The following is a 17,153-nucleotide window of genomic DNA, read 5'->3' as shown; positions in this document are numbered from 1 at the left end:
CTGTGAGGTTTTACGCTTTTTTTTTACTAAATAATTTATTGAAAAAATATATGGATTTCGGAAAAGAATTTGAAAAATTCGCAATAAAAGACCAAGGTATAAGCAGCACATATTACAATAAGATAATTAGTAGTATGTATCCTACAAACTTAACGCCTAATATTATTGAAGAGCGTCAAATGAATATCGCAATTTTTGATGTGTTTTCTCGTTTAATGATGGATCGTATCATCTTTATGGGTACAGCTATCAACGATCAAGTAGCAAATATTATTCAAGCGCAATTATTGTTCTTAGAAAGTACAGATGCTTCTAAAGACATTCAAATATATATCAATTCACCAGGAGGAAGCGTATATGCAGGTTTAGGTATTTATGATACTATGCAGCTTATTAAACCAGATGTAGCTACAATATGTACAGGTATGGCAGCATCAATGGGAGCAGTATTATTATGTGCTGGTGAAAAAGGTAAGCGTAGTGGATTAACACACTCAAGAGTGATGATTCACCAACCATTAGGAGGTGCGCAAGGTCAAGCAAGTGATATTGAAATTACAGCGCGTGAGATTTTAACCTTAAAAGAAGAACTTTATAAAATTATTAGTAAGCATTCAGGTCAAGATTACGACAAAATTTACGAAGATAGTGATCGTGATTACTGGATGAAAGCTGATAAGGCTAAAGAGTATGGAATGATTGACGAAGTATTAGGTTCAACCAAATAATCATTTCATAATAGTTTAAGAAAATTAATAGCACATGGCAAAGGAAGAATTAGAATGTTCATTTTGTGGTAGGAAAAAGCCAGAAACCAATCTGTTAATAGCGGGATTGGATGCGCATATATGCGATAGGTGTATTGAGCAAGCTCATGGCATTGTACTAGAAGAATCTAAACAAAACAACAATGCTGAGTTATCATCTGAATTGATGTTGAAAAAACCTCAGCAAATCAAGTCGTTTTTAGATGAATACATTATTGGGCAAGAATATACCAAAAAAGTAATGTCTGTTGCAGTATACAACCATTATAAGCGTTTATTGCAACCACCAAGTGACGATGATATTGAAATTCAAAAGTCAAATATCGTTATGGTTGGTCAAACAGGAACAGGAAAAACCTTAATGGCTAAAACAGTTGCAAAAATGCTTAATGTACCATTAGCAATTGTTGACGCTACAGTGTTAACCGAAGCAGGTTATGTTGGAGAAGATGTTGAAAGTATTTTAACACGATTATTGCAAGCTGCTGATTACAATCTAGAGAAAGCCGAAAAAGGAATTGTGTTTATTGATGAAATAGATAAGATTGCTCGTAAAAGCGATAACCCATCAATAACTAGAGATGTCTCAGGAGAAGGCGTGCAGCAAGCTTTATTAAAACTATTGGAAGGAACAGTTGTTAATGTTCCACCAAAAGGAGGTCGTAAGCATCCAGACCAAAAGTTTATTGAAGTTAATACAGAGCACATATTATTTATAGCAGGAGGAGCTTTTGATGGTATTGAAAAGAAAATCTCAAAGCGTCTCAACTTAGCTGCTATTGGTTATAAGGCAGTACAAGAAGGTGTAACTTTAGATTCTGATAATTTATTGCAATACATTATTCCAAAAGATTTAAAAGACTTTGGTTTAATTCCTGAAATTATAGGTCGTCTTCCAGTGCTTACGTATATGGATCCTTTAGATGCTAAAACATTAAGAGCTATTTTAACTGAGCCTAAAAACGCCATTATTAAACAGTATAAAAAACTGTTTGAAATGGATGAAATTGAATTTACAATTACTGATGGTGCTTTAGACTATATAGTAGAAAAAGCTATTGAGTATAAATTAGGAGCTCGTGGTTTAAGATCGTTGTGTGAAGAAATTTTAACCGATGCAATGTTTGAGTTGCCTAGTGGTACAGAAAAGAAACTTAACGTTACAAAAAGTTATGCCGAAGATAAGCTCACCAAAACAACATTAAAGAAACTAAAAGCAGTTTCCTAAAAAATAAAAAGCCACTCGAAAGAGTGGTTTTTTTATTCGGATTATTTGGTAATTAATAATTGCAATACAATTTTTTTATCTATTTTGATATAATTGATCTTGCTTTGTGTGCTATTAGTTAATCAAAATTTTAAAAAGGGGTTTTTGATTATCGAGGTGTAAATATAACAGCATTAATGTAAGATAAAAACTACTTTTAGTAGGTTTTGGATAAAGGTCTCTAAAAATTCGTTATGATGTTTTTAACAATGTCGTTTATCGGATTTATTCGCATCAGCTTACCGTTCGTCTAAGAAGTGCCATTCAAAGAAAGTAATTCATCAATATATTCTCTAGTATTTGAAAGTCTAGGAACTTTATGTTGGCCTCCTAACTTGTTATGTTGCTTTAACCAATCGTAAAATAAACTTTGACGCGCTACATGTATTTGCGGTTTATTAAGCGTCATGTTGTTGTAACGTTTAGCTTCGTAGTCAGAGTTTAATGCTTTAAGTGCATTGTCAAAGAGTTCGTTAAAATAATCGATGTCTTTTGGAGGCGTTTTAAATTCAATTAACCACTCATGAGCTCCTTTTTCTTTGCCTTTCATAAAAATAGGAGCAGCTGTATAATCAACAATTTCAGCTTTGGTTTTTCTACATACTCTTTTAAGTGCATCTTCTGCATTTTCAATAATTAATTCTTCACCAAAGACATTAATATGGTGTTTTGTCCTTCCGGAAACCTTAACTCTGTATGGGTTTATAGATGTAAATTTAATTGTATCACCAATTTTATAACGCCATAATCCTGCATTGGTAGTAATAATAATTGCGTAGTTTTTGTCTTTTTCAACTTCGCTTAGCGGAATTATTTTTTCTTTAGGAGTTCCGTAAGTATCCATTGGGATGAACTCATAAAAAATTCCGTAGTCCAGCATTAGTAGTAGCTCGCTTGAATTGTTTTGGTCCTGAATAGCAAAAAAGCCCTCAGAAGCATTGTAGATTTCGTAGTATTTAAAATTTTTATTTGGAAGTATGCTTTTATATTGATCTCTATATGGTACAAAACTCACGCCTCCATGAAAATAAACTTCTAGATTTGGCCAAATTTCAAAAATGTTCTTTTTCCCAGTGGTTTCTAAAATGTTGTTAAGCAGCACAAGCATCCATGAAGGTACGCCAGCAAGACTTGTTACATTTTCATTTATGGTTTCGTCAACAATGGCTTGCATTTTTACTTCCCAATCACTCATTAACGATACTTTGCTACTAGGTGTACTGCTAAACTCAGCCCAAAAAGGCATGTTGTCAATTAATATAGCAGAAAGGTCGCCAAAAACAGTTCCGTTTTCTTTGTAAAGCTCTTTACTGCCTCCAAGTCTTAGACTTTTCCCTGTAAAAAGTTGAGATTCTTCGTTATTGTTGAGGTACATGCAAAGTAAATCTTTACTCGCAGCATAGTGGCAATCTTCTAAAGATTCGTTACTAACAGGAATAAATTTACTTTTAGCATTGGTAGTTCCGCTAGATTTAGCAAACCACTTTATAGGACTAGGCCAAAAAATATTATGCTCACCATTTCTGGAACGCTCAATAACTTGATGATAATCCTCGTAGGTTGAAACCGGAATTCTTTCAGCAAAAGTGCTGTAATTTTTAATTGACTCAAAGTCGTATTTCTTCCCTATTTCGGTGTCTTTAGCCATAGTAACAAGCTCTAAAAGCAACTCGTTTTGGACTTCGTTAGGATATTTTAAAAACAGTTCAATTTGATGAAATCGCTTTTTTAAAAACCATGAAGCAATGGAATTTACTAAAGGAATTGGCATATTTGCATTATATTTATTGAACTAAAAATAATACTTTTTTTTATGACCTACCAAGGTGTGTTAACAAAAATGGAAAGTGAATATGCCAATCCTATTCAATATTATTTGGTATTTGAATCTGACTTTTTGAATATGAACCAGTTGTTGGATAAAACTATTACCATTCAATTTATAAAATACCAATGTTTAAATTGTGGTTTAGATAAACCTATTTATAGACAAGGGTTTTGTAAAAGCTGCTTTTTTGATATTCCACAGGCTGCGGATTGGATTATGCGACCAGAATTAAGCACTGCACATTTAGATAAAGAAGATAGAGACTTGGAGTATGAGAAAAAAGTGCAATTGCAACCACATATAGTGTATTTGGCAAACTCAAGTAATGTAAAGGTAGGAGTTACTAGAAAATCGCAAGTGCCAACACGATGGATTGACCAAGGCGCTCATGAAGCTATTGAAATTGTTGAAGTGCCTAATCGTTATTTAGCAGGTATTACCGAAGTCGCTTTAAAGGACCATGTAAGTGATAAAACCAATTGGCGAACCATGTTGAAAAACGAAATAGTTGATGAAAACTTAGTAGAATGGCGTGAGCGATTAAAACAATACATTCCAGATGAAGCCAAAGATTATTTCATCGAAAGTAATACTGAAACCAATTTAGATTTTCCTGTAATTAAATACCCTGAAAAGCCAAAGAGCTTAAATCTTTTAAAAGCTAAAAGCTATACAGGAACTTTAAAGGGTATAAAAGGACAGTATCTTATTTTTGAAGACCAAACCGTTTTCAATATAAGAAGTAATGAAGGGTTATTTGTAGGTATTAGCGTTTAAGCTAGTATCTACTAATATTCTTCTTGATCTCTTAAATGCTGAATGTAAGAGGCTTTTTGAATTTCGCGTCTGCGTTTTACAGAAGGCTTTGTAAAGAATTGACCATCTCTTAGGTTTTGCATAATCTTTACATTTCTGTGTTTACGCTTGTAGCGTTTTAAAGCACGCTCTATACTTTCTCCTTCTTTTAGTACAATTTTTATCATTCTTTGTGTTTAAATGTGAACCTACAACTTAACTTTTTTATTGAGTTACGCAAGAAAATACTTGTTTCTTTCAATAAAAATTAAAAAATATTCTAAAACCTTGTAATCAACAAACGTCAGTTCGAGTGGTTTTTTCTAACGTAAGGAAGAAAAAATTGTATCGAGAACTGCTTTTCTTTTAATTCAAGTCTTATTCTCGATACATGCCTACAGTAAATGTAGGCATACTCGAATTGACAACTTTCTTAAAATATATCCTACTGCTGTTTGGTACTGTCGGTTTTCTTTCGGTTTTTTATTAGTCCATTTAAAAGGCTTTTAACACCTTCTTTAACAGGGTCTTTTGTAGTGGTAGTGTCTGTTTTAGTAGCTGTTGAGTCTTTTGTTGTTTCGTTAGTGGTATTTTTATCACCACCTAAAAGATTTCCAAGTAAGTCATTCACTTTATCTTTTCCAGAATTAAGTAATTTTTGCTTTTCAATCTCAATAAGTTGTTTTGTAAGATTAGAAACACCACTTGTTAAATCGGTAGAAACTTTTGGACTTGTATAAGAACCAGTAATATTTGCGGTAACAGGAATAGTGATTTTGTTAACGTCGTTGTCGTTTATTTTTCCAATAAGTCTGTTTACATCACTTCCTAAATATTTTGCAGGTACATTAAACACTGCGTTATACGACATGGTTTTTTCAAAACTATGCGAACCAGAAACCTCAATATCTATATCTTGATAGGATAGTTTAAATGGTTTTACAGTGACATTACCATTTTCAAATTTTAACTGCGCTTTAATGTCATTAAGGTTAAGTTTGCTGAAGTCTACAAAGTTTAAAGCGCCTTCTAGCTTACTTAATAATTCGCCTTCTTTTGGGTCTATTTTAGTGGTTAGTAACTCTGCAAAAGCATCGCCTGAAATAGAACTTAATTTTGGCGAAAACTCGTTGTCAAGACTACCAGCTAAATTAATAGTAGTATTAAGTTTTCCTTGCAGTGCTTTTGCAATTGGAGCTAAGTTTTGCAGCAAGTGTAAATCTTTAAATGATTTTGAAATGTCAAAGCTATCTGCACCTAAACTAAGATTAAAAGTTGGTATATCAGCTTTGGTAGAAACGTTTCCAGTTACTGCCAAAATACCATCAAAAATAGATGAGGTTAGGTTTTGCAGTTTTGCTTCTTGGTCTTTTATCACCAAAGCACCTTTTACATCTTTAAGGTTTAAATTATCATAAACTACAGTTTTAGCATTAGCGTTTATGGTGCAATCTAAAAAGTCAGGTATTTTTAATGATTCTGAGGCTGGAGTAGTTTTATTGGTGTCTTCTGTTTCAGAACTAGCAACCATAAAATCACTAACTGCAAAATAGTTAGAATTTACATTAAAGTTTCCTTGTAGTTTTTTGTCGCTTAGTAAAAATCCAATAAGGTTTTTAATAGTTCCTGTAGCATTTAGGTCGCTTTCTCCAGTTTTTGCATTAAAACTATTAAGGCTTACAGTTCCTGGGTTAAAAGTAACATCGGCTTTTGAAATATGAATTGGGTTTACAATATCTTCTGAAGAAAATATAAAATCAGAAACCGTTACCGAACCGTTGTTTTTTATGCGTTCGTATTGGTTTTTTTCAATCGCTTCCATATCAAAAGCAGTATTTAGGTTTCCTTTTAAAATACCACTTAACTCATTTTCTAACTCAATTGGGTATGCTTTAGTGATGTTGTTCAGGTTTAAGGTTCCATCAAGATTAGCATTTACCAACATGTTTTTTGTAATGTTTTTTATAGTTGCTGAAGATTTAAACACGTCTTGGTCTATTTTAAAATTCAAGGTGTTTATAGCTACAAAAGTATCATCAACATTTCCTGTTGTGTTTTTTATAGCTGTGTCAATGGTAATGTTTTCAACACGTTTTGGTAAATCAGGATACTTAAACGATGCATTGTTAGATAAAATGCTAATATCTAATGTTGGTATAGTGGTTTCTGAAACCAAACCTTTAATAACACCAGAAACTTTAAAATCTCCAGAGGTTTCTACATCATCAATGTTTTTGGAATAGGTTTCAGGTATTACTGCTAAGAAATCCTTGAATGACGATTGCGGATTTTCAAAAGTAATATCAATTTCTTGACCATCGTCTACCATCTGAACATACCCTTTAAACTCAAGTGGCAACAGGTTAATGTAACCTTTGTTGTCCTTAAATGTATACTTTTGGTTGTTGAGGTCTAAGCCAATTAAGGCATCTAACTTTATGTGGTTATTATTTAAGTATTTTGTGCTATCCATACTTAAACTCACATTGGCTTCGGTTTTAGTGTCTAATTCAGAAGTTTCAGCCGAAAATGTTCCTTTTCCGCTATGGTTAAGTTCAGTAATATAAATTTCGGTATTGGCACCTTCATCTAAATAAGTTAATGCACTACTGTTAATGCTATAATCTTCAATGTCAAAAGAAAAACTAGAGCTTTCAGTTGAAGAGTCAGTGTTATTTGTTGTGTCGTCTTTTTTGGCTAAATCGTAGTTTGTGTTTCCAAATTTATCGGTTTTTAATGTCAATAAAGCTTCATCGACAGTTATAGAATTAACCACAATTGGGTCTTCATCGGCTTTTTTGAAAAGTTCTTTTACTGACATGGTAAACGAAATATTTTTTGCAGTTGCAAAGGTTTCGTCTTTAAACGGTTCAAAATTGGTAATCACCAAATCATCAACATTTACATGAGCTTGCGGGAAACTCCTTATCAAACTCAAGCTAACATCGCTAAACTCAACATGAGCATTTAAGTTTTGGTTGATAAAGTTTTTCACCATATCCTTTATTTGGGATTGAAACGCAAACGGAATGGCTAACAGGAGAAGAAATACTATAAGAATTACTATACCTAATATTTTTAATGCTTTTTTCATTAGATGATTTTTAGTGTTTGTTGTTGGTTATATGCAATGCCTCAACGGTTATTATTGATAATTTGTAATCTTTAAAAACTGGACATGTCATAAGTTGGTTTGTGTAAGTATATACGTATAAAATAGCAGATTGGTTGATGCAAAGCAAATTTAACAATCTTTAAGTTAGACACGCGTAAACTTAATAAGTCAAAAGGTTAAATAAACTTTAACATTTTTAGAGCAGTTGAAGTTCTTCATTGGTTTTAAGCTTAAACCTTCTTTTAAACAAGTACACGCCAAGGTATAAAAATGGAGTGTCAAATAAAGCGACGAGTACTTTAAACAAAAAGCCAGCAACCAATAAGCCTTTGAAGTTTTCCCAAGGAATAATATCAAACGAACAAAGAAGCATTAATACTGTAAAAGTATCGACAAATTGAGAAAACCAAGTAGAAAAATTGTTTCTTAACCATAAGTGTCTGCCTTTAGTAAGGCGTTTCCAGAAATGATAAATTTGAATATCGATAAACTGAGCAAATAGATATGCCATCATACTAGCGCAGACAGCAATGGCAGAATTCCCGAATACTTTTGAGAATAATGCATCGTCAACATAAGACCAAAAAGTAGCAGGAACAGAGTTGGCGGCAAAAATTATTAATAACGAAAATACCGAAGCAAAAATACCAGTAACTACAACTTGGTTAGCTCTCTTTTTACCATAGATTTCACTGATAAGGTCAGTAATTAAAAACGTAATAGGATAGGGTAAAATACCAACCGAAATTTCAAAAAGCTTTGTTCCAAAAACCGAAACATCTACAGGATACCAATAAAAAAACTTCTGAAAAATTAAATTAGAAACCACCAAGGAGGTTATAAACAAAGCAGCTAGGAGCAGGTAAATTCGTTGTGAAGCAAGTTTGTCTTTTAACGTCATTTTAAATTGTGAATAAATAGGTTTAGTAAATATAAACTATTAAAATTTCTTTTACTTATTTTGAAGCCTGTTATGAGCAATACCAACAAAGTTTACATCGCATTAGGGAGCAATAAAGGAGATAGATTAAAACATCTGCAAGATGCTGTAGATCTTATTTTTAAGCAAATAGGAAAGGTGAATATTATTTCAAAAGTGTACAATACACCTGCTTTAGGCTTTGAAAGCGACGACTTTTTAAACACATGTTTGCTTATTGAAACGCCTCTTGAAGCTCAAGATGTGTTACAGCAATTGTTGCAAATTGAAACACAATTAGGACGTCAGCGTACTGAAAATTCTGGATACGAAGCACGAACTATCGATTTGGATGTCTTGTTTTTTAATGACGAAATAATTGAAAGTAAAGACCTTGTTGTACCTCATAAAGAGCTGCATAAACGTAAGTTTGTGTTGCAGCCTTTATTTGATATTGCGCCAAAATACCAACATCCTGTTTATCAAAAAAGTATTACCGAATTACTGCAAGACTGTGACGATAAAAGTGCTATTGAAACCATAAATATTTGGTTGAAAAACCCAATAAAGCAATACAAGTTGTCAGGTTACAACTATATTGCTATTGAAGGAAATATTGGAGCAGGAAAAACCAGTTTGTCTACTCAAATAGCTCAAGATTTCAATGCTAAACTTATTTTAGAGCGTTTTGCTGATAATCCGTTTTTACCAAAGTTTTACGAAGATGCGCAACGCTATGCCTTTACTTTGGAAATGTCTTTTTTAGCAGATCGATACCAACAAATAAGTGACGATCTTTCTCAGCTAGATCTCTTTAAAGATTTTATAGTTAGCGATTATGATATTTATAAATCGTTGATTTTTTCAAAAATCACATTACCTGAAGACGAATTTAAACTCTACCGAAAGTTGTTCTACTTAATGTATAAGGACATTGCAAAACCTGAATTGTATGTGTATTTGTATCAAAACACACAACGCTTACAAGAAAACATAAAAAAGAGAGGTAGAGATTATGAGCAGAATATAGATAACGACTATCTCGAAAAAATTAATGCTGGATATTTAGAGTTTTTAAAAAACCAAACTGAGCTCAACGTAAAGATTATTGATATTTCAGATAAGGATTTTGTGAGCAGTAGAGAAGATTATTTATGGGTTTTAGAGCAGATTTCTAATGGATTGTAAGGTTATAACAGCAAAAGATGTTTTGGTTATTGGTATGAAAGCTTCGGTAACATTTCAAAGTATGTCTACGGAAATGAGTAAGCTAGCTAGAACATTTATGCCTAGAAAGAACGAAGTTTTAAATAGGATAGGAGAACATACGTTTTCGATACAGGATTATAAACAGCAAGATTTAAAAGTAATAACACCTCAAGCTACTTTTGATAAATGGTTTGCAGTTGAAGTAGCTAATGTTAACAATGTACCAAATGGTATGGAAACGTTAGTTTTAAAAGGAGGTGATTATTTAGTAATTAACTACAAGGGAACATGGGCAAATTTCCCTAAAGTATGGCAGTTTGTACTAAACGATTGGTTGCCAAAGCATAATTACGAGTTGGACTACAGACCGCATTTTGAAAAATTGCCAGCAAGTTATAATCCTATGAATGTTGAAAATGAAGAAGAAGTATGGATTCCTATAAAATAAACTAACAGCTTGTCATTTCGTACTTCTTGATGCGGAAGTCCAAAATTAATAAGATCCTGAATCAAGTTCAGGATGACAAAAAAGTCTTCCTCTTGGGAAGATTTAGATGGGCTCCTTAAGCTTTGAAAACACATCCCAAACCACAACACCACAACTTACCGAAATGTTTAAAGAGTGTTTGGTGCCATATTGAGGAATTTCAATAACAACATCACTTTTGCTAACCACATTTTGAGCAACACCTTTTACTTCGTTGCCAAAAACCAAAGCGTAAGTAGTGTTAGTTTCAGGTTGAAAGGTGTTAAGCATAGTGGCATGTTCAGCTTGTTCAATAGCACAAACTTTTACACCTTCAGATTGCAGTTTTTCTATAAGTGAAAGCGTGTCTTTAACATACTCCCATTGTACAGTATTTGTACTCCCTAAAGCGGTTTTATGGATGTCTTTATGTGGTGGAGTTGCTGTAATACCACAGAGATATATTTTTTCAATTAAAAATGCGTCACTAGTTCTAAATACCGAGCCAATATTGTTTAAGCTTCGTATGTTGTCTAACACAATAATGATAGGTGTTTTTTTACTGTCTTTAAATTCGTCTACACTTAGTCTGTCTAGTTCGCTATTTTTTAGTTTTCGCATCAAAAATTTATGTTTTGTTTCCGCGTAAGCAAAAAACCTTCTATTTAGTTACACTTAGCCTTGTTAAAATCTCGCTATAATTGTAAATAACTTATAGTTACAAGGTTTTAAAAACCCTTAAAATATAAGTACATTAGCAATCCTTTAATTTTAGGTGTTTTCGATACAATTTTCAATGTTTTGAAAATCACTCAAACTGACATAAAATTAAAAGAACGTCAATTCGAGTGTTTTGAATGTAATTCAAAATGTATCAAGAATTACACGAACAAAAATAACATTTAAAAACCATTTTACCATTGGCAAAAAAAGCTAAAAAAGAAACGCCTTTGATGAAACAATACAACGCTATAAAGGCAAAATATCCTGATGCGTTGCTGTTGTTTAGAGTTGGTGATTTTTATGAAACTTTTGGAGAAGACGCTGTTAAGGCTGCAAAAATTCTAGACATTATCTTAACCAAACGAGGTGCAGGTAGTGAAAGCGAAATAGAATTAGCTGGTTTTCCGCATCACTCCATGAATACTTATTTGCCAAAACTGGTTAAGGCTGGAGAGCGTGTTGCTATTTGCGACCAGCTGGAAGATCCAAAACAAACCAAAACTATTGTAAAACGTGGTGTTACTGAACTTGTAACTCCTGGAGTAGCTCTAAATGATGATATTTTACACTCCAAGACCAATAACTTTTTGGCTGCTGTATGTTTTGGTCGAAATAGTATTGGTGTATCGTTTTTAGATGTGTCAACAGGTGAGTTTTTAATTTCTCAAGGCAATACAGAGTATGTAGATAAACTACTTCAAAATTTTAAACCTAGCGAAGTGTTGGTCGCTAAGCCAAAACGTCAAGAGTTTAAAACAGTTTTTGGTGATAATTTTCATACGTTTTATTTAGAAGATTGGGTCTTTCAAGACGATTATGCCAATGAAACACTGTTAAAGCATTTTGAAACCAAATCATTAAAAGGTTTTGGGGTACAAGATTTGTTTGAAGGTATTGTTGCTTCAGGAGCTGTACTTCATTATTTAGGAGAAACTCAGCATCGTAAATTGCAGCATATAACATCCATTCAGCGCATAACGCAAAACGAACATGTGTGGATGGATCGATTTACCATAAAAAATCTAGAGCTATATCAGTCAACCAATGCTCAGGCTGTAACTTTAGTGGATGTTATTGATAAAACTATTTCTCCAATGGGAGGACGTTTGTTAAAGCGTTGGTTAGCGTTGCCATTGGTGAATATTGATAAAATAAGGCAACGACACGAAGTAGTAAACTACTTTTTAAAAGAACCTGCTATACTTGCCAAAATACAGTCGTATGTAAAACAAATAGGCGATGTGGAGCGATTGATATCTAAAGTAGCAACCACTAAAATTTCACCTAGAGAAGTAGTGCAGCTTAAAAATGCACTTGAAGCCATTGTGCCTATAAAAGCAGTAACAATGCAAGCTGAAAATAAGGCATTGCAATATATAGGAAATCAATTGGAAGCCTGTGAAGAGTTGAGGCAACGTATAAAGTCAACGCTTAATGAAGATGCTCCTGTAAATATTTTAAAAGGAAATACGATTTCTTCAGATTTTTCTTCAGAATTAAAAGAACTTAGAGGTTTATCCACATCTGGGAAAGAATATCTCGATAATATGCTTGAGCGCGAAAGTGAACGCACAGGAATTACCTCTTTAAAAATAGCATCAAACAATGTATTTGGCTATTACATTGAGGTTAGAAATACGCATAAAGACAAAGTTCCCCAAGATTGGATACGTAAACAAACTTTAGTAAGTGCTGAACGTTACATTACCGAAGAGCTTAAAGAATATGAAGCCAAAATATTAGGTGCTGAAGAACGCATTTTAGCAATAGAGCAACAATTGTTCGCCGAATTAGTAAGTTGGATAGGGTTGTTTATTCAACCAGTTCAAAAAAACGCAGCTTTAATCGCTCAGTTAGATTGTTTGTCTGGTTTTGCGCAGTTAGCATCAGAAAACAATTACGTTCAGCCTCAAATAGATGATACTTTTGCTTTAGATATAAAAAATGGTAGGCATCCTGTTATTGAAAAACAATTGCCTCATGGAGAGCCTTACATTGCTAATGATGTGTTTTTAGATAGAGAAGCTCAACAAATCATTATGATTACAGGACCAAACATGTCAGGTAAATCAGCTATATTAAGGCAAACAGCTTTAATTGTTTTACTTGCTCAAATAGGAAGTTTTGTACCAGCTGAATCAGCAAACATAGGATTGGTTGATAAAATATTTACACGAGTAGGAGCAAGTGATAATATCTCTATGGGAGAATCTACTTTTATGGTAGAAATGAACGAGACGGCTTCTATCTTAAATAATATTTCTGAACGTAGTTTGGTATTATTAGATGAAATAGGTAGAGGAACCAGTACTTACGATGGTATTTCAATTGCATGGGCAATAAGTGAGTATTTGCATGAACATCCTAGTAAGGCAAAAACATTATTTGCAACCCACTATCACGAGCTTAATGAAATGACCGAAACTTTTGAACGTATTAAGAATTTTAATGTTTCGGTAAAAGAGTTGAAAGATAATGTATTGTTTTTAAGAAAACTAGTTGAAGGAGGTAGCGAACATAGTTTTGGAATACACGTTGCAAAAATGGCAGGAATGCCTCAGCAAGTCATTCATAGAGCAAATAAAATATTAAAACAACTAGAAAAATCGCATTCTAGTGAAGAGTTAACTGATAAGGTGAAATCGTTGGATAACGAAATGCAGTTAAGCTTTTTTAATTTAGATGATCCTCTTTTAGAGCAGATTAAAGAAGAAATTGTCAATACTGATATTGATACCTTAACACCTGTTGAGGCACTTATGAAACTAAATGAGATAAAACGTATGTTGCTGAAAAAGAAGCGCGCATAAAAAAGTTTCTTTTTTTTTGCAAAAAGGCTTTGAGTTTCTGAGAAAAGTTTTAAATTTGCCCTCGCAATTATAACAAACGTTCTTTTAAATAATTGCTATATTGCGAAAGTAGCTCAGGGGTAGAGCATCACCTTGCCAAGGTGAGGGTCGCGGGTTCAAATCCCGTCTTTCGCTCTAAACCTTGAAAAAAATACCATGCTGAAGTGGTGGAATTGGTAGACACGTTGGACTTAAAATCCAATGACCATTAGGTCGTGCGGGTTCAAGTCCCGCCTTCAGTACAAAAAAAGCCTTACAGAAATGTAAGGCTTTTTGTATTTTAAAAAAACAGTTCTTCTTTTAAACTGTAATATGATCCTGATCTTTAAATCTTTCATAAAGACTAGGATAATTTGATTTAAATGTGTCCTTTATAAATTCTAATGGCACATCTTCAAAATGACCATAATCTTCAATGTAGGTCATAAATTTATGGTCGTCTTTATTGTATTCTTGCAACACTGCATCTTCGGTACCATTAAAATCTAAAACATCTACATTATAAATAGCACACAGTTCTTTATTAAACGCAGGCGAACATTTAACCCATTTACCATTATAAAATACATCTACCAAACCATGAGGTGCCAGCTCGTTAGTGCCAATCACTTTTTCTAAGCGCTCTGTAGCAATGTGGTTAGATACTTTAGCTAAATGCAACCTTGCAGGAATATTGAAGGCACGTAAACAAGCAATGTATAAAATGGCTTTGTCAATGCAATGTCCATCTGGTTTTTTTGCAATATTACTGGCTTTAAAATGCGCTTTTGTTAAACCAATATTAAAAGGTAAATAACGCCAACCATCTCTAACCTTTAGATACAATTGTTCAATAATATCTTGCTGAGAAGTTAAATGTTCTACGTCTTTTATAATTTTTTTTATGACAGGACTGTCGTAATCGTAGTAATATGTTTTTTCGGTGTAATTCATATTACAAATTTATAACATTTCGCCTCTTGCAGGATAACCTGAAGACACAATATAATCTACAGCCTTTACAAATGACGGTAAATAAGGTCTTCCCCAAGGATTACTATTTATAGCAGAATAATAGACTTGATTTTTATTATCTATTAAAAATAATCCTGGTTCACTAAATGTGTCTGGTTCACCATCTTTTACAGCTTTACTTAAATATAATCCCCAGTTTTTAGCAGTTTCTAAATCTAAGTTATAACCTAATTGTAATTCTGATAGTTCCCATTTTTGACGTGATAAGCGTGCTCTAGACTCAGAATCCATACTTACAGCAATAACGTTAACGCCTCTTTCTTTAAATTCTGGTAATAACTCTTCTAATTGTTGTAAATATTTTTTGCACAATGAGCAATGTATACCTCTATAAAAAACCACTAAAGTGAAATTTTCTAGTTGCTGATTGTTAATCTGCCATTCGTTACCATCTAATACTGGAAAAGTTAAATTTGGTGCTGTGTGCTTTGGTGTTGGTCTATTCATTTTATATATGTATTAGTTATGATTTATTAAACGTGAAAACTCTTAATGGATTATAGTTTTTGAAGTAACTCTTCATTAATATGCTTTTCAAATCTTGCAAAGTCGTTTTCAGTGTCTGGATTTTTCATCACATCGTAAGCAAAAAATGTTTTTAAAGGCTCTAAACCAAACCATTTAAAGTTAAGGTGCATTGGCAATAATAAGTCGTCTTCACTTTTACCAGCAAAAAAAGCTTCGTCAGGATTGTTAAATGCCTCTTTAGGCGCATTAGCAGTTACAGACATCATATATTTGCCTTTTAACAAACCACCTAAACCATAATTCTTTTTTGGTGCTTCAGAAGTACGACCATCACCTTGCGATAGTTTTCCCATCATACCTGCAGTAAATACATCATCCATATATTTTTTAAACGACCACGTAATACCCATCCAGTTTAAAGGTGTTTGTAAAAATACTACATCTGCCCAAAGAAATTTTTCTACTTCCTCATCTACATTGTATTCATTTTGAGTTACGGTAGTTTTTATGTTTAAGTTAGCCTCTTTTAATTGAGCTGATAGCTTTTCAACAAAAGATTGATTTAATTTTCCTTCTGCAAAGGGATAATATTGATGACCATTAATAATTAAAATATTTTTCATTTTTATAAAATTTTAAATTAGTATTGCAAAGAAACTAATAGTAGTTTATTTTTGAAACCAATATAAAATAAACCACATTAAAAAGTGGTTACAAAACGGTAACTAATGGGAAGAAAGGTCATTGATAATCCAAATGTATGTTCTTTAGTTCATGCAATGAACGTTATTGGAAATAAGTGGAAACCGATTTTAATTTACTTATTAGCTAACGGAAGTTTACGCTTTGGTAAGTTGTTAATGTTTACACCTACCATATCAAAAAAAGTATTGACAGAACAATTACGAGAGCTTGAAGAAGATGGGATTATTATTAGAAAAAAATATGCCGAAATACCACCACGTGTAGAATATTCTTTATCTGAAAAAGGCGAAGCTTTATTGCCAATTCTTAAAAGTTTGAGCCAATGGACTCAAGACAGCTATGATGAAATAGAGTTTGAGGCATGCAGAATTGTAACTTTATAATTTCTATTTTTGAAGCATGCAAGACAAATACCAACTCTTAAGGCAACACTTTGAAGAAATTATAACACTTACAGATGAAGAGTGGAGTTTTATTGCACCTCATTTTGAACATAAAAAACTTAAAAAGCATCAGTTTTTAATTCAAACAGGACAACCTGTAGATTGCGAATTTTGGATTATCAACGGACTTATAAAATCTTATGCTGTAGATGAAAAAGGCAGTGAGCACATTCTTCAGTTTGCAATGGAAGATTATTGGGTTAGCGACTACTACGCATTTCAGCATCAAATACCTGCTACAATTTTTGTAGATTGTATAGAAGATTCTGAGTTTTTCTGTTTGTCTTTAGAAAGTCGTGAAACCATTTGTGAAGAAATTCCGGCTATGGCAAATTTCTTCCGAATAAAATCTAATTACGGATTTATTGGTTTGCAGCAACGTATCCTGTCTTTATTAACACAAACTGCCGAAGAGCGTTACGACGCTTTATTATTTAAACTTCCAAAATTAGTACAGCGAGTACCTAAAAAACTGATAGCAGCCTATTTAGGTGTATCTAGAGAAACCTTAAGCCGCTTTAAAGGTTAAAAAAGTGATATACATCACATTTTTTTGTTGCGATACATCACTTTAAAATCGTGACA

16 protein-coding genes and 2 tRNA genes are annotated in these 17,153 nt (G+C 32.9%); 10 read left to right on the top strand and 8 right to left on the bottom strand.

Annotated features, from left to right (window positions below):
- Window positions 1-50 precede the first annotated feature (50 nt).
- Both clpP and clpX read left to right on the top strand, forming a co-directional pair.
- Entirely contained in the window at window positions 51-728 is a 678-nt protein-coding gene (clpP, locus tag OD803_RS11660; protein WP_129761163.1) for an ATP-dependent Clp endopeptidase proteolytic subunit ClpP, read from the top strand.
- A gap of 34 nt (window positions 729-762) precedes the next feature.
- Entirely contained in the window at window positions 763-1,995 is a 1,233-nt protein-coding gene (clpX, locus tag OD803_RS11655; protein WP_129761162.1) for an ATP-dependent Clp protease ATP-binding subunit ClpX, read from the top strand.
- 289 nt (window positions 1,996-2,284) lie between these two features.
- Here the strand turns inward: clpX and OD803_RS11650 are convergent, their stop codons facing one another.
- Window positions 2,285-3,805, bottom strand: coding sequence for a GH3 auxin-responsive promoter family protein (locus OD803_RS11650; protein WP_262733531.1), 1,521 nt, complete (start codon window positions 3,803-3,805; stop codon window positions 2,285-2,287).
- Between the two features lie 42 nt (window positions 3,806-3,847).
- Here OD803_RS11650 and OD803_RS11645 point away from each other — a divergent pair, with 42 nt between their 5' ends.
- On the top strand, window positions 3,848-4,639 hold the full coding sequence (locus tag OD803_RS11645; protein ID WP_129761160.1) for a DUF2797 domain-containing protein: 792 nt from the start codon (window positions 3,848-3,850) through the stop codon (window positions 4,637-4,639).
- 11 nt (window positions 4,640-4,650) lie between these two features.
- Here OD803_RS11645 and rpsU read toward each other — a convergent pair whose 3' ends face one another.
- The 3 genes from rpsU to OD803_RS11630 form a co-directional block, all read right to left on the bottom strand.
- Window positions 4,651-4,845, bottom strand: coding sequence for a 30S ribosomal protein S21 (gene rpsU / locus OD803_RS11640; protein ID WP_129761159.1), 195 nt, complete (start codon window positions 4,843-4,845; stop codon window positions 4,651-4,653).
- Between the two features lie 257 nt (window positions 4,846-5,102).
- On the bottom strand, window positions 5,103-7,751 hold the full coding sequence (locus OD803_RS11635; protein WP_262733530.1) for an AsmA-like C-terminal region-containing protein: 2,649 nt from the start codon (window positions 7,749-7,751) through the stop codon (window positions 5,103-5,105).
- Between the two features lie 217 nt (window positions 7,752-7,968).
- The gene (locus OD803_RS11630; protein ID WP_262733529.1) at window positions 7,969-8,673 is read right to left on the bottom strand and encodes a queuosine precursor transporter; all 705 of its coding nucleotides are present in this window, start codon (window positions 8,671-8,673) and stop codon (window positions 7,969-7,971) included.
- A gap of 72 nt (window positions 8,674-8,745) precedes the next feature.
- On the opposite strand from OD803_RS11630, the gene folK reads away from it, so the two are divergent.
- Window positions 8,746-9,879, top strand: coding sequence for a 2-amino-4-hydroxy-6-hydroxymethyldihydropteridine diphosphokinase (gene folK / locus OD803_RS11625; RefSeq protein ID WP_129761155.1), 1,134 nt, complete (start codon window positions 8,746-8,748; stop codon window positions 9,877-9,879).
- A complete protein-coding gene (locus OD803_RS11620) occupies window positions 9,869-10,348 on the top strand; it encodes a GyrI-like domain-containing protein (protein WP_262733528.1) in 480 nt (159 codons plus the stop codon). The genes folK and OD803_RS11620 overlap by 11 nt, the downstream gene beginning before the upstream one ends.
- Window positions 10,349-10,450: 102 nt before the next feature.
- On the opposite strand, the gene OD803_RS11615 is transcribed toward OD803_RS11620, so the two are convergent.
- Complete coding sequence (locus tag OD803_RS11615; protein WP_262733527.1) at window positions 10,451-10,987, bottom strand: RNA methyltransferase; 537 nt, start codon at window positions 10,985-10,987, stop codon at window positions 10,451-10,453.
- Between the two features lie 299 nt (window positions 10,988-11,286).
- Here OD803_RS11615 and mutS point away from each other — a divergent pair, with 299 nt between their 5' ends.
- From mutS to OD803_RS11600, 3 genes are all read left to right on the top strand, one after another.
- On the top strand, window positions 11,287-13,899 hold the full coding sequence (mutS, locus tag OD803_RS11610; protein WP_262733526.1) for a DNA mismatch repair protein MutS: 2,613 nt from the start codon (window positions 11,287-11,289) through the stop codon (window positions 13,897-13,899).
- 102 nt (window positions 13,900-14,001) lie between these two features.
- Window positions 14,002-14,073, top strand: a tRNA-Gly gene (locus tag OD803_RS11605).
- A gap of 23 nt (window positions 14,074-14,096) precedes the next feature.
- Window positions 14,097-14,180, top strand: a tRNA-Leu gene (locus OD803_RS11600).
- A gap of 58 nt (window positions 14,181-14,238) precedes the next feature.
- Here the strand turns inward: OD803_RS11600 and OD803_RS11595 are convergent.
- The 3 genes from OD803_RS11595 to OD803_RS11585 are packed head-to-tail and all read right to left on the bottom strand — an operon-like array spanning window position 14,239 to window position 16,043.
- Window positions 14,239-14,871, bottom strand: coding sequence for a transglutaminase-like domain-containing protein (locus tag OD803_RS11595; RefSeq protein WP_262733525.1), 633 nt, complete (start codon window positions 14,869-14,871; stop codon window positions 14,239-14,241).
- Between the two features lie 9 nt (window positions 14,872-14,880).
- Window positions 14,881-15,399, bottom strand: coding sequence for a peroxiredoxin-like family protein (locus OD803_RS11590; RefSeq protein ID WP_262733524.1), 519 nt, complete (start codon window positions 15,397-15,399; stop codon window positions 14,881-14,883).
- Window positions 15,400-15,449: 50 nt separating this feature from the next.
- Window positions 15,450-16,043 (bottom strand): NAD(P)H-dependent oxidoreductase, encoded by a 594-nt coding sequence (locus OD803_RS11585; protein WP_262733523.1) that lies wholly within the window; start codon window positions 16,041-16,043, stop codon window positions 15,450-15,452.
- Between the two features lie 105 nt (window positions 16,044-16,148).
- On the opposite strand from OD803_RS11585, the gene OD803_RS11580 reads away from it, so the two are divergent.
- Together OD803_RS11580 and OD803_RS11575 are read left to right on the top strand one after the other, a co-directional pair.
- Window positions 16,149-16,508, top strand: a complete 360-nt coding sequence (locus OD803_RS11580; RefSeq protein ID WP_262733522.1) for a winged helix-turn-helix transcriptional regulator — start codon at window positions 16,149-16,151, stop codon at window positions 16,506-16,508.
- 16 nt (window positions 16,509-16,524) lie between these two features.
- Window positions 16,525-17,097: a Crp/Fnr family transcriptional regulator gene (locus OD803_RS11575; protein WP_262733521.1), complete on the top strand. Its 573-nt coding sequence runs from the start codon at window positions 16,525-16,527 to the stop codon at window positions 17,095-17,097.
- Window positions 17,098-17,153 lie beyond the last annotated feature (56 nt).

The organism is Gaetbulibacter sp. NE, from assembly GCF_025548475.1.
Taxonomy (GTDB): domain Bacteria; phylum Bacteroidota; class Bacteroidia; order Flavobacteriales; family Flavobacteriaceae; genus Gaetbulibacter_B; species Gaetbulibacter_B jejuensis.
The sequence above is the reverse complement of the archived record's forward strand: the minus strand, read 5'-3'. Positions and strand labels throughout refer to the sequence as shown.